Origin of the sequence: Suipraeoptans intestinalis, from assembly GCF_009696485.1 — a bacterium.
In the GTDB taxonomy this organism is placed as follows: domain Bacteria; phylum Bacillota; class Clostridia; order Lachnospirales; family Lachnospiraceae; genus Suipraeoptans; species Suipraeoptans intestinalis.
On the sequence record NZ_VULY01000018.1, the window covers coordinates 1,497,316 to 1,522,819 of the forward strand.

The following is a 25,504-nucleotide window of genomic DNA, read 5'->3' on the forward strand; positions in this document are numbered from 1 at the left end:
AATAAAACAGTATCAGGAGGCAATGCTATGAAACGTTCAGAAATTAATCAGGTCATCCGCGACATGGAGAACCTTATCCGGGAAAGAGGGTTTTGCTTACCGCCTTTTGCAAACTGGGAGGCAGAGGACTGGAAGGACAGAGGAAAAGAATTTGATGAGATTCGAGATAACCAGCTTGGCTGGGATATTACAGACTATGGGCTGGGAAGGTTCCATGAAGTAGGGTTTGGTCTTTTGACTATCAGGAATGGGAATACAAAGAATGCGAAGGCTTATCCCAAAACCTACGCAGAAAAGCTTTTGATGCTGTACGAGGGACAGTCCTCACCTCTTCATTTTCACGCAGCCAAGATGGAAGATATTATCAACCGCGGAGGGAATGATGTGTATATTACGGTTTACAACGGAACACCGGACAAGGAAAAACTGGATACGGACGTGACGGTTCACAGAGACGGAAAGTGTGAGGTGGTTCCGGCAGGAACAAGTATTTGCCTGACACCGGGAGAAAGCATTACGATCACGCCCTTCCTGTTTCACGATTTTAAGGTTCCCAAGGAGGGAGGACCGGTACTTTTAGGAGAAGTTTCCATGTGCAACGATGATGAACGGGACAATTTCTTTTACGAAGAGATCGGCAGATTCCCTCAGATCGAGGAGGACGAGTTGCCTTACCGATTGCTCTGCAATGAGTATCCGAAGGCGGATGCATAAAAATGAGTCGGGTGATGGAGGAATCTGATACGGCCCGATAGAAATGAGAGAGAAAGGAACGACAGAAGATGCAGGAACTAAGGAACGAACATGTAATCGTGCGCATTCAGGAAAAAGGGGCGGAACTTGTTTCTGTACAAAAAGACGGGACAGAATATTTGTGGACGGGAGAAAAAGCCTACTGGGAGGAACACTCGCCGGTGCTGTTCCCTATAGTCGGCAGGCTGTATGAAAGAAAATATCGGCTGCAGGGGCAGGAATATGTGATAGGGCTGCACGGATTTGCCAAGGAAAAAATATTTACCCTTATAGAAAAAAGCGAGACGCAAGCACTGTTTGAACTGCAGGAAGATGAAGACAGCCTGAAGGAATATCCCTTTCACTTCCGACTAAGGATCCGATACCGGCTGGAGGGCAGCTGTGTAAAGGTATCCTACCAGGTAGAAAACCGGTCAGAGGCTTCCATGTATTTTGGACTGGGAGGACATCCGGGATTTTGCATCCCCATGGAAGAGGGATTGGAGTTTTCGGAATATCATCTGGAATTTTGCCGGCCGTGCAGACCAAAACGGGTTCAGTTTTCGGAAACTTGCCTGGTTACAGGTCAGGCGGAAGAATTTTTACTGAAGGATGGGAGGCGGCTTCCTCTCAGGCACGACCTGTTTGACGAGGATGCCATTGTACTTTCGGACACACCGGGAGAGGTATTTTTGGGAACAGAAAAGGGAACAAAAGGAATCCGCTTCTTTTACGAAGACTTTCCGTATCTGGGAATCTGGCACACGACCAAAGCGGAGGCGCCATTCCTCTGCCTGGAACCCTGGCTGACGCTTCCGGGGAGAGACGGTGTGGTAGAAGACATTGCCGGGAAAGAGGACATGGTGTGCCTGAAAGAAAGGGAGACGCTTCAGAAAAGCTGGAGAATGGAACTGGTATAAAACACTTCTATGCCATGCGGCGCTTTTTGACTGGGGGCCTTTTGCCACAGACACGATCTGTCGAAACGAAGCAAGACCTGGATTGCCTTTAGGGTACTCCGGGTCTGTTTTTTAGTTACAGCATGGAAGAATAATCGAAGAAAAGAAACTTTTTTCGCTGTAAAAAATGTGGTTAACTCTCAAAAACTCGTTGTATTTTTTGTGATCACATGCCATATTGTATGTTAGATGTTTATTACTATATCAACGACAGAGGCTTCTGTGAAGTTGACGTTGTCATTGCTACAGGCGAGTAGATTCTGCCCGTTGAAATAAAGGCATATATTGATACAAGCTACTGACAGGAGGAAGTGACATGGATTCGTTTACAAAGCAGACAACTTGGAGACCGTGGAAGGCGTTTTTACTGGAGGGGATCGTTGTAGGACTGCTGTTTACGGCAGGCGGTTATATGCAGGCAAGATGGGGGATGACGGGACTGGTTCTGACAGAGCTGATGTTTCTTGCGCTTGCAATTGCTGTGGCATGCCTGCACAGGACGCCGCTGAAGGAAGTGTTCCCTATAAAAGTACCAAAGCCTCGGGAATGTATCGGGATATTCATCCTGGCTCCGGCAGGATTAATGTGCTCCATGATCGCCATTGGAGCAGCGCTGGTGCTGTTTCCGGGAGCTATGGATGAAGTGGAGGGGCTGAGCTCCTTTTTGTATTCCAAGCAAAGTCTTTTGTCCATTGTCCTTATAGCGGCCATTCTGCCGGCTGTTTGTGAGGAGGCTATTCAAAGAGGGGCTATCTTGTCCCATCTGCGGTCCATGAAAAAGGACGGGACGATCATTTTGATCATGGGGGTTTTCTTTGGAATATTTCATTTGAGTGTTGCAAGATTTTTATCCACGGCTCTTTTGGGAGCCTTATTGACCTGGCTGGTGGTGAAAAAGAACAATCTGACCCTTTCTATGCTGCTGCATTTTCTGAACAATCTGATCAGTGTGACCATCGGATTTTTTGCGGGAAAAGGAGCAGAAGTTGGGGCCGGAGCGGCACAGACGGTTTCTTCTCTTCGCATTCTGGGATCCTACTGTATTCTTGGATGTCTGATGCCGGTGCTGCTGGTGTGGGGAACAGGACTGATCGAACCTCGCTACAAAGGGAAGAAAAGATGGCTGATTGCCATCGGCTGCAGTGTGGGGCTGCTGCTGGCAGGAATTTTGCTTGTGTGAAAATTAGTATTCCGGTATGGAGGCTAATAGTATTCCAGATATCAGGTATTGTTTCATAAGGTATCATTGTTTCGATACAGGAAGGAGATAAATAAAATAGTCTGGATGAAACTGTGGTAGAATAAATCTAAGAAAAAGTTCCAAAGATGTCTGTACCGGGATAAAACATAACAGGGAGGGAGTCATATGAAGATCATTATGGGGGCAGATCCTTGCGGATTTGCACTGAAGGATGCAATCAAGGAAGTGCTGGAGAAAGAGGGATATGAGATTTTTGACGTGGATCCAAAGGAGCCGATCCTGTTTCAGGATGTAGCGACAGCGGTGGCAGAGGGGGTGCAAACAGGCGCCTATGACAGAGGGATCGCACTTTGCGGGACAGGGATGGGCGTCAGCATCATCTGCAACAAACACAAAGGAGTGTATGCTGCTCTGTGCGAAAGTGTCTATCAGGCAAGAAGAGCAAAAACGGTCAATAACACCAATGTGCTGTGTATGGGTGGTTTCATCGTAGGGCATGAGATGGGGATCGAAATGGCCAAGGCCTGGCTGGAAGCGGAGCATATGGTTGGATTGACGCCGGAGATGGCAAGGATGGTAGAAAAAGAGTATGACAAGCTGGTGGAGTTTGAAGAAAAAGCGTTTGGAGTATCCGGATAGCCAGTAGCCGGAAGAGGAACAGGCACAGTCAAAGGAAGGAATTTCCAGAGACCGGTGCCTTTTTTCTTTGGGGAGACGCAAAAAATAGGGCACGCGTTTGGGACGATTCGAAGAAAAGAAGATCCTCGAAAAAAGTGGCATACAAGAACCCGGAACAATGGTAAAATTTTCATGAATGCTGCACGGTATCTTCATACCAGCTTCACAGGCGTATGCTAGGATAAAAGCAGATAAGGGAGGGCAATATGGCAAAGATATTATTACTGGAAGATGAGGAGATCATACGGGGAGTGCTGGCGGAATACATGTTGCTGTCGGGGCATGAGGTAACGGAAGCCGCAACAGGAAGGGAAGCGCTTGATTATCTGCAGACAGGAGCCTTTGATCTGGCGGTGCTGGATATTATGGTTCCGGGACCCGGAGGAGTGGAGGTTCTCAGACAGATCCGGGCAAAGGAGGAAACAAAGGGGATGGGAGTTATTATGCTGACGGCATTAGACGACATCAAAACGCAGGTGGAGGCTTTCAATGCTTTTGCAGATGATTACATTGTAAAGCCGGCGCCTCCTATTATCTTACTGAAGCGGATCGAGACGATCTTAAGAAGAATGGCCCCCAGGCAGCCGCAGGGTCAAAACGGCTTATATATGGATCCGGAATCTTTTCAGGTCAGTTGTGATGGGGAGCCGATTGTCCTGACGGTCAGTGAATTTTTGGTGCTGAAACTTCTGGCAGATCATCCCATGCGGGTTATGACCAGGGAACAGTTGATATTAGGGGCGTTTCATGAGGATTATGTGGGAAATGACAGGATTATTGACGCCCATATAAAAAATATCCGTAAAAAGCTGCCAAAACCCTATATTAAAACAGTGATAGGAATCGGATATCAGTTTGACAGCAGTCAAACATAAAGGAATTGGAGAGGGGAGGGACGGTAAAATGAAACTGGGGAGAAAGACGTTAATGTACAGTCTGATACTGGGAGTGCTGGTGGCAGTGCTGCTGCTGGTGCATATGGTCATTCTTCTGCCGGCATTGTATGTGGATTATCAGGAAAGCAACAACAGGGAGACAGTGAAAGCCGTCCACATGGCAGCGCTGGAGAACAAAGAGCAGGGAAAGAAAAAACTGAAGGGCCAAAGCGGAACGGTGATCTCTGTTCATATCCCAAAAGACAAGGATGTGATCACCTTTGTCAGTCCGTTTGCCAGCGGAACGGTACGGATCAAAGAAGAAAGGATCAATGCCGTCGTTTCAAGATACAAACGGTATTTACTGAAAGCGGGAAAGGATGAAAAGCTGGCGGAACAGCTACGGGAAAAAATCAAATGGAATAAGAAAACGGAAAAGCTCACTATAAAAGATCCGGAATTAAAAAAAGATCTGAAAATGTTTGAAGCTTATGTCAGTCGTATGCAGGCACAGATGGCAGAAGGTACCGGGCTGGAAGCGGATATACAATGGACAACCTATGAAAGCACCGATGGAGACATTGCGTATCAGCAAATAGGAGACAATACGGTCATGCTGGAAATGGGAGTGATGGATATCTCTCAGAAGGAAGAATACAAAACTTACGTCGTATGCAGTGTGAGAAAAGACGGGATCTACATTACGGCCGCTTCCAAAATGATTCCCCGGATCAATGATATTCTTCCGGTGATCCTGCAAAATCTTCCAATGATCATAGCCGTCCTGTTTGTGATAGTGCTGGCAGGCTCCCTGCTGTTTTCCAGAAGGCTGGTAGAGCCGGTTGTCAGGATCCAACAATATACCGCAGCGGCAAAAGAAGGGACGGAGAGTATCCTTCTGCCTCCGGCGGTAAAAGGAGGGGACGAGCTGGCAGAGCTGGCGGACAATGTCCGGGATCTGTATGAAACAAAACAGCGGCAGTATCAGCGACTGTCTGAGATCAGCCAGCGAAAGGAAGTGTTTTTGCGGGCGTCTTCCCACCGATTAAAAACGCCCATTGCCGCAACGTTGCTTCTGGTGGAAGGAATGATCCAGAGAGTGGGGCGCTACGCAGATTATGAAACTTATCTGCCTAAAGTCAAGGAACAGCTGCAATCCATGCAGCGTATGATAGAGGATGTGCTTTACATGAATAAGGCGGAGCAGGATCCGATGCCGGTCATGGTCCCGGTTCGGAAGCTGATTGACGGGATGGTGGAAAAAACGGCGCCTCAGCGAAGGGAAAGACGGCTGAGCGTGGAAGTAACAGGAGAAGCGGTCTGGAAAACGGATGAAGATATGCTGGAACATATTTTGGACAACCTGATTGGAAATGCCGTCCAGTATACGGAAGAGGGAGGAAGAATCCGGATCACAGTGTTTCCGGAAGGCTTCCGGATAGAAAATGAACCGGCTCACATAGAAACAGAGCTTCTTTCCCTGGTGAAAGAACCGTTTGTATCAGGAAATACAGAAGGAGACGCACATGGGCTGGGATTATATCTGACAGATTTTTATGCAGGACTGCTGGGGATGGAATGTCGGATTGAAAATACAGAGCAAGGCGTAGCGGTGGTGTTGGAGTACAGGAGGGAGGAAGCAGGATATGCTGGAGTTTAGAAATCTGGAAGTCAGCTATGGAACGAAAAAAGCGCTGTCTATCACAGATAGGATAGAAATTAAAGCGGGAGAGAAACTGGGGCTGATCGGTTCCAACGGAGCGGGGAAGACCACACTGATCCGTGCGGTGCTGAAGCTGGTGCCCTATCGGGGAGAAGTAAGAAGAAAGATTCCGGTGGAGGAGATTGCCGTTCATATGCAGCAAAATGAATACAGCAGCCTGGTACCGGTAAAAGATGTGATGGAAGCGATCCTGGGATGCCACATCAAAGAACACGAAGTGGCGCAGGAGCTGATCCGGTTTTTTGAATTTGAAGAGTGCTTGCGGAAACGCTACAAGGCTTTGTCAGGCGGTCAAAAACAAAGACTGACAATGATTCTGGTGATGTGCCAGGAGAGTCCGCTTACCATTTTTGATGAGGTGACATCCGGACTGGACTTTGAGACCAGGACGCGGCTGATGCAGTTGCTTCAGAAATGGTACTACAAAAGGAATACGACGCTTTTGGTCGTATCTCACTATTACGAAGAACTGGAGTCTCTGGTGGATAAGCTTCTGCTTCTGGAACAGGGACAGGTGGTGGACTACGGAACGAAGGAAGAACTGTTCCAAAAGTATTGTGGAAAACGCGCCCTGATTTTTGAACGAAATCCGTTGGCCCAGCAGATCGCACAGGGATACAAAAACCTAAAGACGGCAGAGGACCGGATTGCGGTACGATGTGATGAAGAGGAAGAGGAGAGAAGACTGGCAGAGGCTCTGCGTCAGGCAAACATCGATTATGTGAGAACACACAGGGATATTGAGCTGATGGTAACGAATGCAAAGGCAAACTGGGAGGGGGAACGGAAATGAAAAGAAGAAGAGATGTGCAGATGATCATCTATGAGTGGAAATGTATAGTGGGAAATATATTTTCTATCCTGTTTGGACTGGTATTTCCGATTTTTATGCTGCTTTTTATGGGGAAGATCACCTTTTCAGACGTTCCGAAGGATATGCTGCCGGAGGTGCAGACACAGCTGTATATCACCATGGCCATGGTGATTCCCATGGCGATCATGTTTATCGGATATGCGGCAAATTACGCCCAGGAGCTGGAAATGAAGATCCCTCTGCGGCTGCAGCTGTTTGGACTGAAACCGCAGCAGACTCTGGTGTATCGGTTGGTGGCATATCTTTTATGTATAACCGTCTGCCTGATTTTGTACACGATAGCGGCGGTTGTAGGATTGCAGATCCTGTGGCCGACTCCGGGAAGGGCGGCTGTCAGTATTGCCTGCTTTTACCTATTATCGATCGTGTTTTTGGTCATTTCCCATTCTATCGCTTATGCGATCCAGAAATTCGGACCGGCTTATGGCACCACTATGATCATCTATTTTGCCTTGATGTTCGTTAGCGGGATGATGGGAGCCAGACCGGAACAGCTGCCGCAGGGAGTCACAATGGTGGCGAAGCTGATTCCCACATACCATTTCGGTTACCGTTACATTGATTTCTGGCTGGGAAAATCATATAATGCGGCACCGCTGGTACAGGCTTTCCTGTTTTCCTCTGCCATTGCCATCCTGTTGTTTCTGGGCAGCGTCAGCTTTCGGAGGAGAAAAGGGCTTGCTTAAAGCCCCGGGATAAGTGTTTTCGGGAGAAGGTGCTGAAAATCTGTCGGGGATTCAACAGAGAAGATAAATTGAAACCGGTATCCTATGTAGAACGCTCCACAAAGAGATCGCCTTTTTGCGTACGGGAAATTACTTGACTTTTCAAGAAAAAAGAGGGATAATAAAATTACTTTATTAAAATAATTAACAAAGTAGCGGAGGGCGATAACATGGAAGGGAAAATGAAGGTCGCAGTAATGACAGGGATAGGCCAGATGGCATTTGAGGAGAGAGAGATTCCAAAGCCGGCAGCAAATGAAGTATTGGTCAGGCTGGAGTATGTGGGAATCTGTGGATCTGATCTGCACTATTACGAAACAGGTGCTATAGGAAGCTATGTGGTAGAGCCTCCTTTTGTGCTAGGGCATGAGCCCGGCGGAGTGGTAGTGGAAGTGGGAGAACAGGTGACACACTTGAAGGTAGGAGATAAGGTGGCGCTGGAGCCGGGAAAAACCTGCGGTCACTGTGCGTTCTGCCGGGAAGGGAAGTATAATCTGTGTCCGGACGTGATCTTTTTTGCTACGCCGCCGGTAGACGGAGTGTTCCAGGAATATGTGGCACACGAAGCAGATCTTTGCTTTAAAATCCCGGATTCCATGACGACACTGGAGGCAGCTTTGATCGAGCCTCTGGCGGTAGGATTCCATGCGGCCATTCAGGGAGATGCGCACCTGGGGCAGAAAGCGGTGGTAATGGGAGCCGGCTGTATCGGACTGGTGTCCATGATGGCGCTTCTGGCAAGAGGCGTTTCAGAGGTCTGCGTGGTGGATATCATGGAAAAACGCTTAAATAAAGCCCTGGAACTGGGAGCGACCAAAGTCATCAATGGGGCAAAAGAAAATGTAGAAGAGGCGATCTGCCAGTGGACAGACGGAAAGGGAGCAGACCTGGTGATTGAAACGGCAGGGACGCAGATCACTACCACACAGGCGATCCGTGTTGCCAAAAAGGGGTCTAATCTGGTGCTGGTGGGATACAGCAAGACGGGAGAAATGACACTTCCCATGAGCCTGGTGCTGGACAAAGAGCTGACCTTTAAGACGGTGTTCCGGTATCGGCATATTTATCCCCTGGCCATTGAGGCGGTTGCAAGTGGAAAAGTGAACCTGAAGGGGATCGTGACGGACATTTTCCCGCTGGAGCATGTGCAAAAAGCAATGGATTATAGCGTAAGCAATAAGGCCGATATCGTAAAAGCGGTCATTCAGATTAAGAAATAAGACGAAGAAACAGGAAAAAGTCGCTAGGAAACAACATAGATATAGCCAAAAGTAGACACAAAAAACCTCTGAGGTGCCAGAGAAGAGATCGTAAAAAGAAATCTTCCGGTGCGGCAGAGGTTTTTACTTGGTTAAAGGGACACTACTTACAAAAGGGGGCTTATAGGACAAAATGTGTTGAGCTATAACTCCAAAACAAAAGCAGGAATAACCGAATAAAGAGGAGGCGATAGTAGAAAGAGAGATTTAAACCCGGTCAGATAATAGAAAACGGATCCCGAAGGATCCGCACATTGCATAGTATTAAAGGCCTCTATCCGCGAAAGTTTGTCAATGCTTCCACCAGTTCGGGAAATTCCATGCCATGGGAAGCCTTGACCAGCACATTGTCTCCCGGCCGGATGATGTGGGGAAGTTCTGCCAGAAAGTCGGCCTTGGAGGCAAACCAGCGGCTGGGAACAGCCGGATCGGAGGAAGCGGCTCCTTCCACCAGGTCTTTTGCCAGATCGCCGATTCCACAGACAAGATCCAGATTACAGAAGGCGGCGTACTCGCCTACCTCCCGGTGAAGCTGGCGTTCGTTCATCCCCAGTTCCCCCATATTTCCCAGAACGGCGATCTTTCGTCCTTCTGCCAGGCTTAGCACGTCAAGAGCAGCCTTCATAGAAACCGGATTGGCATTGTAGCAGTCGTCCAGTATGATGATAGAGTCAGTCTGGATGATATGATTTCTTCCGGGAATAGAAGGAAGCTGCTCGATCCCGCGGCGGATCTCATCTGCCGTTAAGCCCATCGTGTGTCCGACAGCGGCTCCGGCCAGTGCATTGGAGATCATATGTGATCCCGGCAAAGGGATGACGCAGGAAAAAGAAGTCCCGTCCGGAAGGTGGATGGTACATCTGGTGCCGCGAAGTCCCAAGGGCTCTACCTGGTCAACATAGCAGGCACAGTTGGGCTGGGTTCCATAGAGGAGAGGAACGGCTCCTTTTGTAGGGGGGACCTGAGCCAGCAGATCATCGTCTCCATTTAAGATGATGCTGCCGCCTTCTTTCAGATCCTGGATCATCTTGGATTTTTCTTCCAGAATCCCTTCCCGGGTCTTGAAAAATTCCAGGTGGGCGACTCCGATATTCGTAAGGACGCAGACGTCGGGCTGTGCAACAGAGGAAAGACGGCGCATCTCGTCGAAATGGTTGACGCCCATCTCCAGAACGGCTACCTGATGGGAGTCATTCATTTCAAACAGGGTAATGGGAAGTCCCCACTCGTTGTTGAAGTTGCCCAAAGTCTTATGCACACAGTATTTCTGAGAGAGGACGGAGGCGATCATTTCCTTTGTGCTGGTCTTTCCTACACTTCCGGTGATTCCTACCACCTTTACCGGAAACAGATCCCGGTAGAACTTGGCAATGTCCAAAAGTGCCTGACCGGTGGATTCCACCAGAATATACGGAAAATCTGTCTTTCCCAGGTCCTCGTGGGAAACGACGCAGACGGCACCATTTGCCACGGCTCCGGGAATGAACTGATGCCCGTTCAGACTTTCGCCGTTGATGGCTACAAACAGATCGCCGGATTCTACCTTCCGGCTGTCGATCACGACCTGTCCCACTTCTGTATCCAACAGGGAATCCGGACCGTGGTAGGCTCCCTTACAGGCAGCCGTAATCGCTCTTAATGTCAGATGCTTCATTGTTTCATCCTCCTTTTATTCAGGTGAGGAGTAGCGTGCCGCGATGGACTCCTCAATGATTTTTTCGCACAGGTCTCCATACTCCAGGCCGGCGGCTTTTGCCGCCTTCGGCATCAGGCTGGCAGGCGTCATTCCGGGGAGACCGTTCATTTCCAGACAGTAAAACTTTCCATCGGATTCATCTACGATGAAGTCTGCGCGGGCATAGACGTCCAGGCGCAGGGAAAGGAATGCTTTTTCCGCAGCTTTTCGCATCTTCTTCTGGGTTTTGCTGTCCAGAGAAACAGGGGGACAAAGCTCGGCTGCTCCGCCCTGCTGATATTTGTTGGCATAGTTGAAGATCCCGTCCTTGGGAATGATCTCTACAATGGGAAGCGCTTTTCCGGCGATAATGCTGCAGGCATATTCTCTTCCCTTGATGTAGGGCTCGATCACTACCTCCTCCTGTCCGTCCACATAGAAGGACTGGTGGATGGCGCTACGGTATTCTTCTTCCGTGTGAACGATATAAACGCCGATGCTGGAGCCGCCGCTGCAGGGCTTGATGACCAAAGGAAGATAGTAGCCCAGCTCTTCCAGGGGAAGATCCTTGGTAGAAGCGGTCAAAGAGGTGCCTCTTGGGGTAGGAACGCGTGACATTTTAAATACCTGCTTTGCCACCAGCTTATTCATGGATAAGGCGCAGCCCAGAGAATTGGGACCGGTATATCGGATCCCAAGAAGATCGAAAGTGGCCTGGATCTTTCCGTTTTCTCCGTCTGAGCCGTGGAGAGCGATAAACGTGATATCTGCCATCCGGCAAAGCTCTGTCACATTGGGGCCCAGGTAGCAGGAGGAATCGTCCTGCCTGGCTGTCCGCAGCGCTTTCAGATCCGGCGCGGTCGTCTGGATGCCCTTGGCGATGGACAGGCCATGGTCAGGGAGAGAAAAGACCTCCTCCAACCTGGCGGAATCATAAGGAAGGCCAAAAAACACGTCCAGCAGGAATGCCTGGTGGCCTTTTTCCAGCAGAGTCCGGCAGATGCCGGCGCCGGATATCAGTGAAACGTCACGTTCGGGACTTAATCCTCCCGCAAGTACAATAATTTTCATGTTATAAAATCCTTTCATCTTTCGGGGGCAGACATCTGATCATCAGAGGCTGCCGGGATGTGGCCGCTTCCCGGATCAACGGGAGGAATGGATCTGGTCCAGCAGGGTTTTTCGCACCTCATACAAACGGGGAGACAGATCTACATAAACCCGGTGGGGGTAGAAAAGACGCTTGGTCTCATCCCACAAAGTGTCCTTTTCCTGTTTGCAGTAGTCGGCGATCTCTTTCACGGTAGGGGAGGTATACACACATTCCCCGTGACGGAATACCGGAACCAGAAGTTCCCGGATGGTGTAGGTGCCGCCGGGCAAAAGGGTCTTCTTCCAGGTTTCTACCGGATCAAACAGCAGCAGATCCTCAGAGGGATCAAAAACTTCATCTGCAAAAGCGATCAGATCCGCCTTGACCTTCTGGGAAGCCTTGTCGTAGATGCGGAAGATCGTCTTATTTCCCGGATTGGTGATCTTTTCTGAATTTTCAGAGATCTTGATCTTGGGAAGAAAAACGCCTTCGGCGTCCTGGATGGCCGCCAGCTTATAGACGCCGCCGAAAGAGGGGCAGTCCTTGGAGGTGATGAGATTAGTGCCCACTCCCCAGGAATCAATGGCTGCTCCCTGCATTTTCAGATCGTGGAGCAGGTATTCATCCAGATCGTTGGAGGCACAGATGGTGGCATCCGAAAATCCGGCCTCGTCCAGCATCTGTCTGGCCTTCTTGGACAGGTAGGCAAGGTCGCCGCTGTCCAGGCGGATGCCGTATCGCTTCAGAGGCTTGCCTTCCTCTTTCATTTTGTGGAAGACCCGGATGGCATTTGGAACGCCGGACTTCAATGTGTCATAGGTGTCCACCAGAAGCGTGCAGTTATCCGGATACATATCCGCATACGTTTTAAACGCCGTGTATTCATCGGGGAAGCTCATGATCCAACTGTGGGCATGGGTTCCCATGACCGGCACGTCAAACAACTGACCCGCCAGGACGTTGGAAGTGCCGACACATCCGCCGATCATGGCGGCTCTGGCTCCATACAGACCGGCATCGGGTCCCTGCGCTCTTCGCAGTCCGAATTCCATGATGCCGTCTCCATTCGCCGCAAACACGATGCGGGAGGTTTTGGTGGCGATCAGGGACTGATGGTTCAGAATGTTCAGGATAGCAGTCTCCACCAGTTGTGCTTCCATGATGGGAGCAATTACCTTTAAAAGAGGCTCCCGGGGAAAGACTACGGTGCCTTCCGGTATGGCGTAGATGTCTCCGCTGAAATGAAATCCGCTCAGATAGTGGAGAAAATCGTCGGAGAACAGGCCGAGACTGCGAAGATAGTCCACATCCTCGTAGGTGAAGTGGAGGTTCTTGATGTAGTCGATGATCTGATCCAGTCCGGCGCAGACGGAATATCCGTTGTTGCAGGGATTGCTTCGGAAAAACACATCAAAAATAACGGTTTCTGTCTGACCATGTACGTAATACCCCTGCATCATGGTCAATTCATACAGATCCGTCAGTAATGTCAATTTTGGTCGATTCATAGGTCGTCTCCTTTTCAGATTCCGTACACAATAAAACTTTGCCTTATTATAGCACCAAAGACTCAAAAGGGAAAGGAAAACAAAAGCTTAACAAAGTGACCCGCTTCAAGAGGGGCATCATATCTCACAAAGTCTTTGAAAAGACTTATTTTGCGAGGCTGCCGTTTTTGATCAGGGTTTCCTGAATCAAAGCCTGGCAGGAAGTGCTGATGTTTTTTCTTTCCTCCGGGGTCAGACGATCCAGGTAGATGGGATCTCCATATTCCAGTACCACGGATGTAGGGCGGATCTTTGGGAATTGCTGCTCAAAGATGGCGGCGGTATGGTTCAGTGTGACCGGGACGATGGGACAGCCGGATTTTTCTGCGATCTTGAAAGAACCACTGTGGAAGGGCAGCAGACTTCCTTCCTCCTGCCGGTTGCGGGTTCCTTCCGGAAAAATGAAAATAGAAATCCCCTGTTTTACCTGTTCGATGGCGGTCAGGATGGTCTTTAGCCCTTCGCGGGGATTGTCACGGTCTAGGAACAGACAATACAGCCGCTTCATCCAGGTGCGCAAAAGAGGATAGCGCAGCATTTCTTTTTTTGCGACAAATCCGGTCAGTCTCCGACATCTGGAGTAGGTCAGGAGGATGTCAAAGTAGCTGCGGTGATTCCCCACAAAAAGAGCTGCTTCCTCCGGGATCCGATCTTCTCCGATGACGGTGACGGAAACTCCGGACAAAAACAAGAAAAAGCGGAAGGCATACTGGACCATTCGGAGGCTGATGTAGTCGGCGGCCTTCGGATTTATTTTTTTCAGAAGCCACAGAAGTCCCAGCACAGGGATCCCCAGTACCAAATAGGCGATTAAAAACAGTGCAACAAAACAAAATCGAATCATATACTTGTCCTTTCCTTTTGCAGGCAGCCTGCATCTTGGGATTTTTTATTTCTGGATATTTGAAAAAGACGTGTTTGACGCCTTCCTCCAAACAGTTTTATATACTTACTTAATATACCATAGATCAGAGAAAGTTGGGCAGAATTCTTATTGCTTTTTTGGAGGAATAAAGGTACACTGTATACAAGATACAATCAGGAGGTGTCTCATGGATCAGATAGAATTAAAGGCACTGGGGAAAGTGAATCTGGGGCTGGATGTGTTGGGCAGGAGAGACAATGGCTACCATGATGTGCGCATGGTCATGCAGTCTGTTTATCTCTATGACGATATCTGCATCAAGAAAAAGAAGGAGCAGGGGATCGAGCTGACCACCAATCTGTTCTTTTTGCCTGCAAATGAAAAGAATCTGGCATACCGTGCCGCAAGGCTTCTGTTGGAAGAATTTCAGATAGATACCGGAATCCGCATGCACATTGAAAAACGGATCCCGGTGGCAGGCGGGATGGCAGGCGGAAGCACCGACGCCGCATCTGTTTTGTTTGGGATCAATCGTCTGTTTCAGCTGGGGTTGTCCCAGAAAGAATTGATGAAGCGGGGAGAGACGCTGGGAGCAGATGTTCCCTACTGCATTTTGCGGGGAACGGCGCTGGCAGAGGGAATCGGAGAAAAACTGACGCCGCTTCCGGATCTGCCCAAATGTATCATGGTCATTGCAAAGCCGCCTGTCAGCGTGTCAACGGCGAAGGTGTATGAAAAGCTGGATGGGACACCCATCAAGGAACACCCTCCCATTGACGGGATTCTGGAGGGACTGCAGGCAGGATCTTTGGAGACTGTGGTGAAAAACATGGGAAATGTACTGGAATCTGTAACGGTGAAGGAATATCCGGTGATCGCCGACATCAAGGAAAGTATGATACAAAATGGCGCGGTGAACGCTATGATGAGCGGCAGCGGACCTACCGTGTTCGGGATTTTTGAAAATAGAAGGCAGGCAGCATCGGCGGCAAAAAGACTTTGGGAACAGCGTCTGGCGAAGCAGATCTACGTGACCAACGTCCATCGGCCGGGAAGGAGATAGAGATGGAAGCAAATTTTCAAGTGACGATGAATGAATATTTACCCTTAAGAGATGTGGTGTTCCATACCCTGCGGCAGGCGATCCTGAAAGGAGAACTGAAGCCGGGAGAGAGGCTGATGGAAGTCAAGCTGGCAAACAAGCTGGGCGTCAGCCGGACGCCTATCCGCGAAGCGATCCGTAAGCTGGAGCTGGAAGGTCTGGTACTGATGATCCCCAGAAAAGGGGCAGAGGTGGCAGAGATCACGGAAAAAAGCTTAAGAGATGTGCTGGAAGTAAGAAAGGCGCTGGAAGAACTGGCGGTACAGCTGGCCTGCGATAAGATCACGGAGGAAGAGATACAGCAGCTGCGGGAGGCGGCCAGGGAGTTTCAAAAAAGCCTGCAGAGCGGAGACATTACCAGAGTGGCGGAAGCAGACGTGCAATTTCATGATATTTTATATATGGCTACGGACAATCAAAAGCTGGTGCAACTACTGAACAACCTGCGGGAGCAAATGTACCGGTATCGGGTGGAATATCTGAAAAATGACGAGGCTTATCCGGTGCTGACAAGGGAGCACGAAGACATTATCCGCCATATCAGCAGGAGAGATAAGGAAAAAGCTACGGAAGTGATGTGCCGCCACATTGACAATCAGGTGGAAACTGTCATTGATGCGATCCGTACCAAGCAAAACTAACAGGGAGAAAATGTATGACAGAATTTTTAGTGAGGCACCTGATCAAAGACTACGAGCAGACCGATCAGGTATCCGTCCGCACCGCCTATGGCGTACTGACCAGCACGACAGGCGTGATCTGCAACTTTCTTCTGTTCCTTCTGAAAGCGGGGGTAGGGCTGGTATTAGGGAGCGTATCCGTATTGGCGGATGCCTTTAACAACCTGTCAGATGCAGGAGCCTCTGTGATAGGGCTGGTGGGAATGCGGATGGCAAGCAAGCCGGCAGACAAGGATCATCCCTTCGGACATGGCAGGATCGAGTATATCGCGGCTCTGATCGTAGCGTTTCTGGTCATGCAGGTGGGATTTCTGTTCCTGAAGGAATCTATCACAAAGATACGGCACCCAGAGGCATTAAAATTTCAGACAGGATCCGTGGTCATTTTGTTGATCTCTATAGGGGTGAAGCTTTGGCTGGGAGGATTTAACCGGAAGCTGGGAAAAAGGATCGGCTCCAAGGTGATGCAAGCTACGGCAACGGATGCCTTTGGAGACGTTCTGATCACGACGGTAACGGTCGTCTCTGTCCTCTTTTTCCGGTTCACAGGCTGGAATGTGGACGGGTATGTGGGAGTAGGAGTATCGTTTTTTGTCATGTGGGCAGGGATTGGGATCGCGAGAGAAACCATTGAGCCGTTGATCGGAGAGCCGGTGGATCCGCAGGAATATAAAAGGATCACCACCTTCGTGGAAGGCTATCCGGGGATCCTGGGAAGCCATGACCTGATCGTACATCACTACGGGCCGGGCAGGAACATGGCGTCGATCCATGCAGAGGTGCCAAACCATGTGGGGATCGAAGAATCCCATGAGATCATTGACCGAATCGAAAGAGATGCGATCAAAAAGCTGGGGGTCTTTCTGGTGATTCACATGGATCCGATAGAAACACAGAATGTTCGTGTGCTGGAGGCAAAAAGGAAAGTAGAAGAAGTGCTGGACGCCGTCGATCCGGGCGTTGCCATTCATGATTTTCGGATGGTGGATGGAAAAGAGCAGGCAAACCTGATCTTTGACATGGTGGTGCCCTATGAGTATGACGGAAAAAAACAGGAGCAGCTGAAACGTGCTGTGATCAAGCTTCTTAGGATGGCGGATCCCAGGTATCAGTGCGTGATCACAGTGGAGAAAAGCTTTGTGGCGGCAGAGGAACCGCAGAAAAAGGAAGATGTGGATCAAAAGGATGACCGGTAGAGAAGGCCGACAGGCGTGGGAACAGGCAAGAGATCGGTAAGGCTGCCGGGCAGAGCGACAAAGGCCTGGAACAGACAGAAGAGAGCGGTGAAAGAGAAAGCTGCCGGGCCAGAAAGTTCAGAACAGGAAAGAGGAAGATATGGAAGAGAAAAATCTAAAATTAGAAGGCTATCTGGGGCAGGTGCAAAAGCTGGCGGTGGTAAAGCAGGTGGATTTTGGAGTTTATCTGGGAAGTGAGGCGGAAAAGGTACTGTTGCCCAAAAAGCAGGTGCCGGAGCCGGTGGAAAAAGGACAGGAGCTGGAAGTGTTTTTATACAGAGATTCTATGGACCGGCTGATCGCAACCACACAGCTGCCAAAGATCACGTTGGGAAAGCTGGCGCTTCTGACGGTGAAAGAAGTGGGGAAAATAGGCGCTTTTTTGGATTGGGGACTGGAAAAAGATCTGCTTCTTCCCTTCCGGGAACAAACGGGAAAAGTCAGGGAAGGTCAGGAGGTTCTAGTATCTTTGTATGTGGACAAGACCAAGCGATTGTGTGCGACGATGAAGATCTATGAACACTTGCGGACAGACTCCCCCTATGAGAAGGATGCCCAGGTAGAAGGGCGGGTGTACGAGATCAGCGACAATTTCGGAGTGTTTGTGGCAGTGGACGATCAATATTCCGGGCGGATCCCCAAGCAGGAAGCGCTGGGAACCTTCGCAGTGGGAGACAGGATACAGGCCAGGGTGTCCCGGGTAAAGGAGGATGGAAAGCTGGATCTGAGCATCCGGAAAAAAGCATTTTTGCAGATGGAGGACGATGCAAAGCTTTTGCTGGAAAAGCTGAAAGAAAGAGGAGGAAGCCTTCCGTTTACCGATAAGGCAGATCCCGATCGGATCCGACGGGAAACAGGGCTGAGCAAAAACGGGTTTAAGCGTGCGGTGGGCCGCCTGATGAAAGAAAAACAGGTGAAGATCCTGGAGCACTCTATCGTACTGGAAAAGGAATCATAATCGTACTTTCCCGGATTCCAAAGCAAGGCTGTCGGGAATTGGGGAAAACAGTAGCAAAAACCGGCAACATAGAGTATAATGAAAGCCAGAGGATGCAACCCGGCTTCCGAGAGGAAGGCCCCGGCTGCAGAAAAGGTTTTGGAGGCAGCAGGCACGGAGGCTGCCGGGCAGGACAGAAGATATTTTAAGAGAAAGAAAAGGAGAAAACAGAGCATGAAAGTACAGAACATTACAGATATTGAAGGATTTTTTAAAGTGGTAGACAGCTGTAAAGGAAAGGTAGAGCTGGTAACCGGCGAAGGCGACCGTCTGAACCTGAAATCCAAGCTGTCACAGTTTGTATCCATGGCAAATATTTTTTCTAACGGAGAGATCCCGGAGCTGGAGATCGTGGCTCACGAGCCGGAAGATATTGATAAGCTGGTCAGCTTCATGATCAACGGCTAGGGAAGCGGATTAGAGGCGAGTAGGGGAAGCTGCCCGCGCCCAAAGGCTCAGACACGAAAAACGGTGTACAGATCATATACAGATAAAAAAGATTTCCAGGAGAGTGTGGGACTTCCGCCAGAAAAGGCAGAGGCTTCACACTTTTTTGAATGTATGACGGGATTTTAGGGGAAGTATGCTTCCGGGGTGTTCCAAAGGAGAGGAGATGGTGTATAATAGAAAAAAAGCTGCGTGGTCTCTGGGAACCTTCGGAGTCGGATGGCTGCGCGCAAAAAACAGAGGGATTAACACCAAATGAAGGATTTCTAGCAGATAGAATCATCAGACAGAAAAGAGGAAAGCTATGGGATTTGCACACCTTCACGTCCATACAGAGTACAGCCTGCTGGACGGTTCCAATAAAATCAAAGAATGTATTGCAAGAGTGAAAGAACTGGGCATGAACAGCGTGGCCATTACCGACCACGGAGTCATGTTCGGAGTCATTGATTTCTATAAGGCGGCCAAAAAGGAAGGAATTCACCCGGTCCTGGGCTGTGAAGTCTACGTGGCGCCCGGATCCAGATTTGACAAGGAGATTGGCGGAGGAGAAGACCGGTATCACCATCTGGTGCTTCTGGCAGAGACACAGGAGGGCTATCATAACCTGATGAAGATCGTTTCCAGGGGATTTACGGAAGGGTATTACTACAAGCCCAGAGTAGATCTGGAGGTGCTGCAGCGATTCCATAAAGGGATCATTTCCCTGAGCGCGTGTCTGGCGGGAGAGGTGCAGAAAAACCTTTTGCGGGGGATGTATGAAGAGGCAAAAAAGGCCGCCCTCCGTTACCGGGACATTTTTGGGGAGGACAATTTCTTCCTGGAGCTGCAGGATCACGGACTGCCTCAGCAAAAACAGGTAAATCAGGCACTTTTGAGATTGTCCCAGGATGCAGGGATCCCGCTGGTGGCCACCAACGATGTGCATTATACCTATGCGGAGGATGAAAAACCTCACGATATGCTGCTTTGTATCCAGACAGGGAAAAAGCTGTCTGATGAGAACCGGATGCGGTACGAAGGCGGACAGTACTACATCAAATCAGAAAAAGATATGCGGGAACTGTTTCCTTATGCGCTGGAGGCGATTGAAAATACTCAGAAAATCGCAGATCGGTGTCAGGTGGAGATCCAGTTTGGACAGATGCATCTGCCGAAATATGCGGTGCCGGATCAGGAAGAGGCAGCCCCCTACCTTCGAAGGCTGTGCCGGGAAGGGCTGAAAAGGAGATATCCATCAGCCCGGGAAGAACAGTGGAACATGCTGGAAGAGAGACTTCTGTTCGAGCTGTCTACCATCGAGTCCATGGGATATGTGGATTATTTCCTGATCGTGTGGGATTTTATTAAATATGCAAGGGATCATCAGATCATGGTGGGACCGGGACGAGGCTCGGCGGCGGGAAGTCTGGTGTCCTACTGTCTTGGGATCACCAGTATTGACCCGGTCAAGTATCAGCTGCTGTTTGAGCGGTTCCTGAACCCGGAGCGGGTGTCTATGCCGGATATTGATATTGACTTCTGCTTTGAAAGACGGCAGGAGGTCATTGACTATGTGGTGGAGAAATACGGAGTAGACCGGGTAGTGCAGATCGCTACTTTCGGAACCATGGCGGCCAGGGGTGTGATCCGGGACGTGGGGCGGGTACAGGATCTTCCCTATGCGTTTGTGGACGGGATCGCCAAGATGATCCCCATGGAACTGAACATGACGCTGGAGAGGGCGCTGGTAGTCAATCCGGAATTGAAGCAAAGATACGATACGGAAGAGGAAGTCAGGGAGCTGCTGGATATGGCAAGACGTCTGGAAGGACTGCCCCGTCACACATCCATGCATGCAGCCGGCGTGGTGATCAGCCAGGAGCCTATTGAGGAATACGTGCCCCTCTCCCTGGGATCGGACGGTTCTGTTACGACGCAGTTTACGATGACGACTTTGGAAGAACTGGGACTTTTGAAAATGGATTTTCTGGGGCTTCGTACCCTGACGGTCATCCAGACCGCCGTCAGACTGGCAGAAAAAAGCAGCGGACACCCGATTTCCCTGGATGAGATGGATTACAATGACAAGGATGTGCTGGCCTCTATCGGAACGGGAAGGACAGACGGGGTGTTCCAGCTGGAAAGTGCCGGAATGAAAAGCTTTATGAAGGAACTGCGTCCCGAGAGCCTGGAGGACGTGATCGCAGGAATCTCTCTTTACCGGCCGGGGCCGATGGACTTTATCCCTCAATACATCAAAGGAAAAAATAATGCGGGAACCATTACCTATGACTGTCCACAGCTGAAGCCGATCCTGGAAGGGACGTATGGATGTATCGTCTACCAGGAGCAGGTTATGCAGATCGTAAGAGATCTGGCGGGCTACAGCCTGGGGCGGAGCGATTTGCTGCGTCGTGCCATGTCCAAGAAAAAAGGGGACGTGATGCAAAAGGAGAGACAGAACTTTGTCTATGGGAATGAGAAGGAAGGAATTCCGGGCTGTATCGCCAATGGGATCCCGGAGCAGGTGGCAAACAAGATCTACGATGAAATGATCGACTTTGCCAAATATGCGTTCAACAAATCCCATGCGGCAGCCTATGCCGTAGTGTCCTATCAGACGGCGTGGCTGAAATATTATTATCCGGTGGAATTTATGGCGGCTCTTATGACGTCGGTGATCGACAACCCCAAGAAGGTATCGGAATATGTCTACACCTGCCGGCAGATGAATATTGAGCTTTTGCCGCCGGACATCAACCGGAGCCAGAGAGACTTTTCGGTAGAGGAAGGAAAGATCCGCTATGCCCTGACGGCGATCAAGAGTGTGGGAAGGCCGGTGATTGAGGCCATCATCCGGGAGAGAAACCAGGGAGGAAGGTTTGACAGCCTGAAAAATTTTGCACAGCGTCTTTCCGGAAAAGAGATCAACAAACGCACCATAGAAAGCTTTATCAAAGCGGGAGCCTTTGACGGCCTGGGAGGAACCAGAAAGCAGTTTATGATGATCTACATCCAGGTGCTGGATCAGGTGGCGCAGGAGAAAAAGTCCTCTATGTCCGGACAGATGTCCCTGTTTGATATTCTGCCGGAAGAACAGAAAAGTGAGTTTGAAGTGGGGCTTCCCGATGTGGGAGAATATAAGAAGGAGAACAGGCTGTCCTTTGAAAAGGAAGTGCTGGGCATTTATCTAAGCGGGCATCCCATGGAGGACTACGAAGGGATCTGGCGGAAAGGGATCTCCAGGACGACGCTGGATTTTCAGCTGGATGAAGAGACCGGTTCTACGAAGGTGCAGGACGGCGCTCTGGAGCAGGTGGGAGGAATCATTACAGCCAAGACCATTAAGTATACAAAAACGAATAAAGTTATGGCATTTCTTACCCTGGAGGATCTTCTGGGGACGATGGAGATCGTGGTTTTTCCCAGAGATTATGAAAAAAACCACCGGTACATGGAAGAAGAAAGCAAGGTATTCATAAAGGGAAGGGTGTCTCAAGAGGATGGGGCGGACAGTAAGCTGATCTGCCAGACCATCGTTCCCATTGAAGGAGGCAGGAAGGAGCTGTGGCTCCAGTTCCCGGATATAGAGACTTACGGGAGGGAGGAGCGGCAGCTTTACACCCTTTTGGAGGGAGCAGAAGGAACGACAGAGGTTGTGATCTATTGCAAAAAAGAGAAGGCGGTAAAGCGCCTGCCCAGACACCGGCAGGTGCTGGCAGATGAGGTGCTGTTAAGCAGATTGACAAATTATTTGGGAGAATCTTGTGTAAAAGTGATAGAAAAGCCCATTGAAATGCCGACTTAATTCTTGTACAATGTAGCAAGTGAAGAGAATGAAATGCTTTGGAAGGAAATGGGAGGAAAGATACATGGCAGAGAAAATCATCAGAACGATCGGAGTCCTGACCAGCGGAGGGGATGCGCCCGGAATGAATGCGGCGATTCGTGCGGTAGTCCGCACCGCGCTGGGCAAGGGAGTAAAAGTCAGAGGGATCCGCAGGGGGTATCAGGGACTTCTGAATGAAGAGATCATAGATCTGACTGCCAGAGATGTGTCAGATACCATCCAGAGAGGCGGAACCATCCTGCAGACGGCGCGGTGTGAGGAGATGCGAACCGAGGAAGGGCAGCAGAAGGCAGCGGCCATCTGTAAAAAGTACGGCATTGACGGACTGGTGGTCATAGGCGGAGACGGTTCCTTTGCGGGAGCACAGAAGCTGGCGAATCTGGGGATCAACACCATCGGTCTTCCGGGAACCATTGATCTGGATATTGCATGTACAGAATATACCATAGGATTCGATACGGCTGTGAATACGGCGATGGAGGCCATTGACAAGGTGCGCGATACCTCCACGTCCCATGAGAGGTGCTCCATCATCGAAGTAATGGGAAGAGATGCCGGATATCTGGCACTTTGGTGCGGGATCGCCAACGGAGCAGAACGTATTTTGATGCCGGAGGAGCACGACTACAATGAGGACGCTATTGTGGCAGACATCCAGGAGTGCCGCAAACGCGGGAAAAAGAACTACATCATCATCAATGCGGAGGGGGTAGGAGATTCCATCAACATGGCCAAGAGGATCGAGGAGGCCACCGGCATGGAAACGAGAGCCACCATACTGGGACACATGCAGCGAGGCGGAAGCCCCACCTGTAAAGACAGGGTATATGCCTCTGTCATGGGAGCTATGGCAGTGGATCTTTTGATGGAAGGAAAGTCCAACCGGGTAGTAGGCTACCGGGAGGGACGGTATGTGGATTTTGATATTGACGAAGCACTGGGAATGAATAAAGGAATTCCGGATTATCAGTATGAGATCGCAAAAGAGCTGGCTTTATAAAAGCGCTCTTGTGTAAATAAAACAAAAAACAGATCCCTGCCGGATAGAAGGGCAGAAGGATCCAGGCAGAAAAACGGCGAAAAGAAAGACTGGCAGAGTCTCATTTTCGCTGTTTTGTCACGGAGGGAATAAAAATGGAAAGGGCACAGTCAGACAACCGGCCCATTGGTATTTTTGATTCGGGAGTGGGCGGCCTGACGGTAGCAAGAGAGATCATGCGTCAGCTGCCGCAGGAGCAACTGGTCTATTTTGGGGATACCGCAAGACTCCCCTATGGAAACAAATCGCAGGATAATATTATCCGATTTTCCAGACAGATCATCCGGTTTTTAAAAACACAAAATGTAAAGGCGATTGTGATCGCATGCAACACAGCCAGCGCACTGGCGCTGCCTACCGTGGCGGGAGAGGAAAAGATCCCGGTGCTGGGAGTGATCGCGGCCGGGGCGAGGGCAGCCATACGTGAGACCAGGAATCAGAAGATCGGAGTGATCGGAACGGAGGCCACCATTCAGAGCCAGACCTACGGAAAGGCGATCCGGGCACTCTGTCCGCAGGCAGAGGTGACAGGAGTTGCCTGCCCATTGTTTGTTCCTCTGGTGGAAGAAGGATTTGCGGAGCATGCTATTACGGAGGAAGTCATAGACATTTACCTGAACGGGATGCGGCAAAGCCGGATGGACACACTGATCCTGGGTTGTACCCATTATCCTCTTCTGCGGAAAAAGATCGCGGAATATTTTGGGGAGGGCGTACACATTGTCAATCCTGCCTATGAGGCGGCAATGGATCTGAAAGCAGTGCTGGAAAAGGAAGGACTGTGCAGCCGGTTGGGACAGAAAAAGGCAGAGGATCTGTTTTATGTCAGTGATGCGGCAGAAAAGTTTACGAAGCTGGCAAGTTTTATTTTGCCTTACGATGTAGAAAAGACGAAAGAGATTCGGATCGAGGAGTATTAGATGACAAAAGATGTATTGTTGTCCATCAGTGGAATGCACTATGACGTGGACGGGATTGAGAAAGGGACGGAGGAAGCGCCCATTGAGCTGATCACTCCCGCCTCTTACTATCTGAAAAATGGAAAGCACTATGTGAAATACGAAGAACCGGTGGAGGGGATCCCCGGGGTGATCAAGAATACCGTGAAGGTTTCGGAAGACAAAGTGGAAATGATCAAGAGCGGTCTGTCCAACACCCATATGATCTTCGAAAAAGGCAAGATCCATATGACAGATTATGAAACGCCATATGGGAATCTGCTGGTGGGAGTTCACACGAGAGTCCTGGATGTGCAGGAGGAAGAAAAGACCATTGGCGTCAGGGTCAATTATGAGCTGGATGTCAACGGAGATAAGCTGGCAGACTGCAATATCCGGATGGAGATCCGGGCAAGAGGATAGGAGGTCAGTATGTCATTTGTTACTATTATTTTCGCGACGCTTACGGCTCTTGAGTTTGTGTATATTTTTTATCTGGAAACTATTGCCACTACATCAAGCACAACATCCCGAGTGTTCAAGATGGAAGAAAGTGAGCTTTCCCGAAAATCAGTGAAAACACTCTTTAAGAATCAGGGCATTTATAATCTGTTAATCGCAGGATTGATTTTGACAGCTCTTTACATTTTCCCCAGCACACAGTGGGTAGCACTTTTGATGGGGTATGTTGTTTTGGTAGCTCTTTATGGAGGGATCACCAGCGACAAAGGAATTATCTTCAAACAAGGAGGATTGGCGATCTTGACTTTGATCAGCATGTTGTTTTAAAGAACCGGGGATTTACTCGAGATTTTGAGGGAATGAGGTTCAGTCCTTAAAATTTTTGAAAAGGACTTTGTTTTTTGTTAAAAAGTGTCTTACGGCGAATAAGCGGCATCTGATATGCCTGTTCGCAGTAAGACATTTTTGATAAAGAGATTTAATACGGAAGGATTTAAAAGGGCTTCCGGACAGACATTGACAACTATCCCGAAAATCTGTTACAAAGAAACACACAGGAGGAGAGC

Annotated in this window: 23 protein-coding genes; 19 read left to right on the top strand and 4 right to left on the bottom strand. The window is 49.6% G+C overall.

Features of this window, described 5'->3' with window-relative positions; genetic code table 11:
* The first annotated feature begins 27 nt into the window (after nucleotides 1–27).
* The 9 genes from FYJ34_RS07855 (at nucleotide 28) to FYJ34_RS07895 (ending at nucleotide 8,987) form a co-directional block, all read left to right on the top strand.
* Entirely contained in the window at nucleotides 28–714 is a 687-nt protein-coding gene (locus FYJ34_RS07855) for a D-lyxose/D-mannose family sugar isomerase (protein ID WP_154477616.1), read from the top strand.
* Between the two features lie 68 nt (nucleotides 715–782).
* Nucleotides 783–1,652 (top strand): aldose 1-epimerase family protein, encoded by an 870-nt coding sequence (locus FYJ34_RS07860; protein WP_154477618.1) that lies wholly within the window; start codon nucleotides 783–785, stop codon nucleotides 1,650–1,652.
* Nucleotides 1,653–2,007: 355 nt separating this feature from the next.
* A complete protein-coding gene (locus tag FYJ34_RS07865; protein WP_154477620.1) occupies nucleotides 2,008–2,871 on the top strand; it encodes a CPBP family intramembrane glutamic endopeptidase in 864 nt (287 codons plus the stop codon).
* Nucleotides 2,872–3,057: 186 nt separating this feature from the next.
* Nucleotides 3,058–3,531: an RpiB/LacA/LacB family sugar-phosphate isomerase gene (locus tag FYJ34_RS07870; RefSeq protein WP_235899374.1), complete on the top strand. Its 474-nt coding sequence runs from the start codon at nucleotides 3,058–3,060 to the stop codon at nucleotides 3,529–3,531.
* Nucleotides 3,532–3,776: 245 nt separating this feature from the next.
* Nucleotides 3,777–4,445, top strand: coding sequence for a response regulator transcription factor (locus FYJ34_RS07875; RefSeq protein WP_154477622.1), 669 nt, complete (start codon nucleotides 3,777–3,779; stop codon nucleotides 4,443–4,445).
* A gap of 28 nt (nucleotides 4,446–4,473) precedes the next feature.
* The gene (locus tag FYJ34_RS07880; protein WP_154477624.1) at nucleotides 4,474–6,105 is read left to right on the top strand and encodes a sensor histidine kinase; all 1,632 of its coding nucleotides are present in this window, start codon (nucleotides 4,474–4,476) and stop codon (nucleotides 6,103–6,105) included.
* A complete protein-coding gene (locus FYJ34_RS07885) occupies nucleotides 6,092–6,961 on the top strand; it encodes an ATP-binding cassette domain-containing protein (protein ID WP_154477626.1) in 870 nt (289 codons plus the stop codon). Before FYJ34_RS07880 ends, FYJ34_RS07885 begins: the two co-directional genes overlap by 14 nt.
* Nucleotides 6,958–7,728, top strand: coding sequence for an ABC transporter permease (locus FYJ34_RS07890; protein ID WP_154477628.1), 771 nt, complete (start codon nucleotides 6,958–6,960; stop codon nucleotides 7,726–7,728). The genes FYJ34_RS07885 and FYJ34_RS07890 overlap by 4 nt, the downstream gene beginning before the upstream one ends.
* A 209-nt stretch (nucleotides 7,729–7,937) precedes the next feature.
* On the top strand, nucleotides 7,938–8,987 hold the full coding sequence (locus tag FYJ34_RS07895) for an NAD(P)-dependent alcohol dehydrogenase (protein ID WP_154477630.1): 1,050 nt from the start codon (nucleotides 7,938–7,940) through the stop codon (nucleotides 8,985–8,987).
* A 313-nt stretch (nucleotides 8,988–9,300) separates the two neighbouring features.
* On the opposite strand, the gene FYJ34_RS07900 is transcribed toward FYJ34_RS07895, so the two are convergent.
* From FYJ34_RS07900 to FYJ34_RS07915, 4 genes are all read right to left on the bottom strand, one after another.
* Nucleotides 9,301–10,680: a UDP-N-acetylmuramoyl-tripeptide--D-alanyl-D-alanine ligase gene (locus FYJ34_RS07900; RefSeq protein WP_154477632.1), complete on the bottom strand. Its 1,380-nt coding sequence runs from the start codon at nucleotides 10,678–10,680 to the stop codon at nucleotides 9,301–9,303.
* A 15-nt stretch (nucleotides 10,681–10,695) separates the two neighbouring features.
* Entirely contained in the window at nucleotides 10,696–11,772 is a 1,077-nt protein-coding gene (locus FYJ34_RS07905) for a D-alanine--D-alanine ligase family protein (protein ID WP_154477634.1), read from the bottom strand.
* A 75-nt stretch (nucleotides 11,773–11,847) separates the two neighbouring features.
* Entirely contained in the window at nucleotides 11,848–13,302 is a 1,455-nt protein-coding gene (locus tag FYJ34_RS07910; RefSeq protein ID WP_154477636.1) for a nicotinate phosphoribosyltransferase, read from the bottom strand.
* A gap of 145 nt (nucleotides 13,303–13,447) precedes the next feature.
* Entirely contained in the window at nucleotides 13,448–14,185 is a 738-nt protein-coding gene (locus FYJ34_RS07915) for a lysophospholipid acyltransferase family protein (RefSeq protein ID WP_154477638.1), read from the bottom strand.
* Between the two features lie 208 nt (nucleotides 14,186–14,393).
* Here FYJ34_RS07915 and ispE point away from each other — a divergent pair, with 208 nt between their 5' ends.
* The 10 genes from ispE (at nucleotide 14,394) to FYJ34_RS07965 (ending at nucleotide 25,265) form a co-directional block, all read left to right on the top strand.
* Entirely contained in the window at nucleotides 14,394–15,269 is an 876-nt protein-coding gene (gene ispE / locus FYJ34_RS07920; protein WP_154477640.1) for a 4-(cytidine 5'-diphospho)-2-C-methyl-D-erythritol kinase, read from the top strand.
* A gap of 2 nt (nucleotides 15,270–15,271) precedes the next feature.
* Nucleotides 15,272–15,949 carry a GntR family transcriptional regulator gene (locus FYJ34_RS07925; RefSeq protein WP_154477642.1) on the top strand — a complete coding sequence of 226 codons (678 nt, stop codon included), beginning with the start codon at nucleotides 15,272–15,274 and terminating at the stop codon, nucleotides 15,947–15,949.
* A 14-nt stretch (nucleotides 15,950–15,963) separates the two neighbouring features.
* Complete coding sequence (locus FYJ34_RS07930; protein ID WP_154477644.1) at nucleotides 15,964–17,184, top strand: cation diffusion facilitator family transporter; 1,221 nt, start codon at nucleotides 15,964–15,966, stop codon at nucleotides 17,182–17,184.
* A 139-nt stretch (nucleotides 17,185–17,323) separates the two neighbouring features.
* Nucleotides 17,324–18,181 carry a CvfB family protein gene (locus FYJ34_RS07935; protein ID WP_154477646.1) on the top strand — a complete coding sequence of 286 codons (858 nt, stop codon included), beginning with the start codon at nucleotides 17,324–17,326 and terminating at the stop codon, nucleotides 18,179–18,181.
* 213 nt (nucleotides 18,182–18,394) lie between these two features.
* On the top strand, nucleotides 18,395–18,628 hold the full coding sequence (locus FYJ34_RS07940; protein WP_154477648.1) for a polya polymerase: 234 nt from the start codon (nucleotides 18,395–18,397) through the stop codon (nucleotides 18,626–18,628).
* 343 nt (nucleotides 18,629–18,971) lie between these two features.
* A complete protein-coding gene (locus FYJ34_RS07945; protein ID WP_154477650.1) occupies nucleotides 18,972–22,457 on the top strand; it encodes a DNA polymerase III subunit alpha in 3,486 nt (1,161 codons plus the stop codon).
* 64 nt (nucleotides 22,458–22,521) lie between these two features.
* Complete coding sequence (pfkA, locus tag FYJ34_RS07950; protein WP_154477652.1) at nucleotides 22,522–23,499, top strand: 6-phosphofructokinase; 978 nt, start codon at nucleotides 22,522–22,524, stop codon at nucleotides 23,497–23,499.
* A gap of 134 nt (nucleotides 23,500–23,633) precedes the next feature.
* On the top strand, nucleotides 23,634–24,458 hold the full coding sequence (gene murI, locus FYJ34_RS07955) for a glutamate racemase (protein ID WP_154477654.1): 825 nt from the start codon (nucleotides 23,634–23,636) through the stop codon (nucleotides 24,456–24,458).
* The gene (locus tag FYJ34_RS07960; protein WP_154477656.1) at nucleotides 24,459–24,899 is read left to right on the top strand and encodes a YwiB family protein; all 441 of its coding nucleotides are present in this window, start codon (nucleotides 24,459–24,461) and stop codon (nucleotides 24,897–24,899) included.
* A 9-nt stretch (nucleotides 24,900–24,908) separates the two neighbouring features.
* Nucleotides 24,909–25,265 (top strand): DUF1304 domain-containing protein, encoded by a 357-nt coding sequence (locus tag FYJ34_RS07965; RefSeq protein ID WP_154477658.1) that lies wholly within the window; start codon nucleotides 24,909–24,911, stop codon nucleotides 25,263–25,265.
* Nucleotides 25,266–25,504: the final 239 nt, after the last annotated feature.

Bases quoted from the DNA above. Each gene is read 5' to 3' on its own strand.
- FYJ34_RS07855 (WP_154477616.1), top strand. From the start codon at position 28: ATGAAACGTTCAGAAATTAATCAGGTCATCCGCGACATGGAGAACCTT.
- FYJ34_RS07860 (WP_154477618.1), top strand. From the start codon at position 783: ATGCAGGAACTAAGGAACGAACATGTAATCGTGCGCATTCAGGAAAAA.
- FYJ34_RS07865 (WP_154477620.1), top strand. From the start codon at position 2,008: ATGGATTCGTTTACAAAGCAGACAACTTGGAGACCGTGGAAGGCGTTT.
- FYJ34_RS07870 (WP_235899374.1), top strand. From the start codon at position 3,058: ATGAAGATCATTATGGGGGCAGATCCTTGCGGATTTGCACTGAAGGAT.
- FYJ34_RS07875 (WP_154477622.1), top strand. From the start codon at position 3,777: ATGGCAAAGATATTATTACTGGAAGATGAGGAGATCATACGGGGAGTG.
- FYJ34_RS07880 (WP_154477624.1), top strand. From the start codon at position 4,474: ATGAAACTGGGGAGAAAGACGTTAATGTACAGTCTGATACTGGGAGTG.
- FYJ34_RS07885 (WP_154477626.1), top strand. From the start codon at position 6,092: ATGCTGGAGTTTAGAAATCTGGAAGTCAGCTATGGAACGAAAAAAGCG.
- FYJ34_RS07890 (WP_154477628.1), top strand. From the start codon at position 6,958: ATGAAAAGAAGAAGAGATGTGCAGATGATCATCTATGAGTGGAAATGT.
- FYJ34_RS07895 (WP_154477630.1), top strand. From the start codon at position 7,938: ATGGAAGGGAAAATGAAGGTCGCAGTAATGACAGGGATAGGCCAGATG.
- FYJ34_RS07900 (WP_154477632.1), bottom strand. From the start codon at position 10,680: ATGAAGCATCTGACATTAAGAGCGATTACGGCTGCCTGTAAGGGAGCC.
- FYJ34_RS07905 (WP_154477634.1), bottom strand. From the start codon at position 11,772: ATGAAAATTATTGTACTTGCGGGAGGATTAAGTCCCGAACGTGACGTT.
- FYJ34_RS07910 (WP_154477636.1), bottom strand. From the start codon at position 13,302: ATGAATCGACCAAAATTGACATTACTGACGGATCTGTATGAATTGACC.
- FYJ34_RS07915 (WP_154477638.1), bottom strand. From the start codon at position 14,185: ATGATTCGATTTTGTTTTGTTGCACTGTTTTTAATCGCCTATTTGGTA.
- ispE (WP_154477640.1), top strand. From the start codon at position 14,394: ATGGATCAGATAGAATTAAAGGCACTGGGGAAAGTGAATCTGGGGCTG.
- FYJ34_RS07925 (WP_154477642.1), top strand. From the start codon at position 15,272: ATGGAAGCAAATTTTCAAGTGACGATGAATGAATATTTACCCTTAAGA.
- FYJ34_RS07930 (WP_154477644.1), top strand. From the start codon at position 15,964: ATGACAGAATTTTTAGTGAGGCACCTGATCAAAGACTACGAGCAGACC.
- FYJ34_RS07935 (WP_154477646.1), top strand. From the start codon at position 17,324: ATGGAAGAGAAAAATCTAAAATTAGAAGGCTATCTGGGGCAGGTGCAA.
- FYJ34_RS07940 (WP_154477648.1), top strand. From the start codon at position 18,395: ATGAAAGTACAGAACATTACAGATATTGAAGGATTTTTTAAAGTGGTA.
- FYJ34_RS07945 (WP_154477650.1), top strand. From the start codon at position 18,972: ATGGGATTTGCACACCTTCACGTCCATACAGAGTACAGCCTGCTGGAC.
- pfkA (WP_154477652.1), top strand. From the start codon at position 22,522: ATGGCAGAGAAAATCATCAGAACGATCGGAGTCCTGACCAGCGGAGGG.
- murI (WP_154477654.1), top strand. From the start codon at position 23,634: ATGGAAAGGGCACAGTCAGACAACCGGCCCATTGGTATTTTTGATTCG.
- FYJ34_RS07960 (WP_154477656.1), top strand. From the start codon at position 24,459: ATGACAAAAGATGTATTGTTGTCCATCAGTGGAATGCACTATGACGTG.
- FYJ34_RS07965 (WP_154477658.1), top strand. From the start codon at position 24,909: ATGTCATTTGTTACTATTATTTTCGCGACGCTTACGGCTCTTGAGTTT.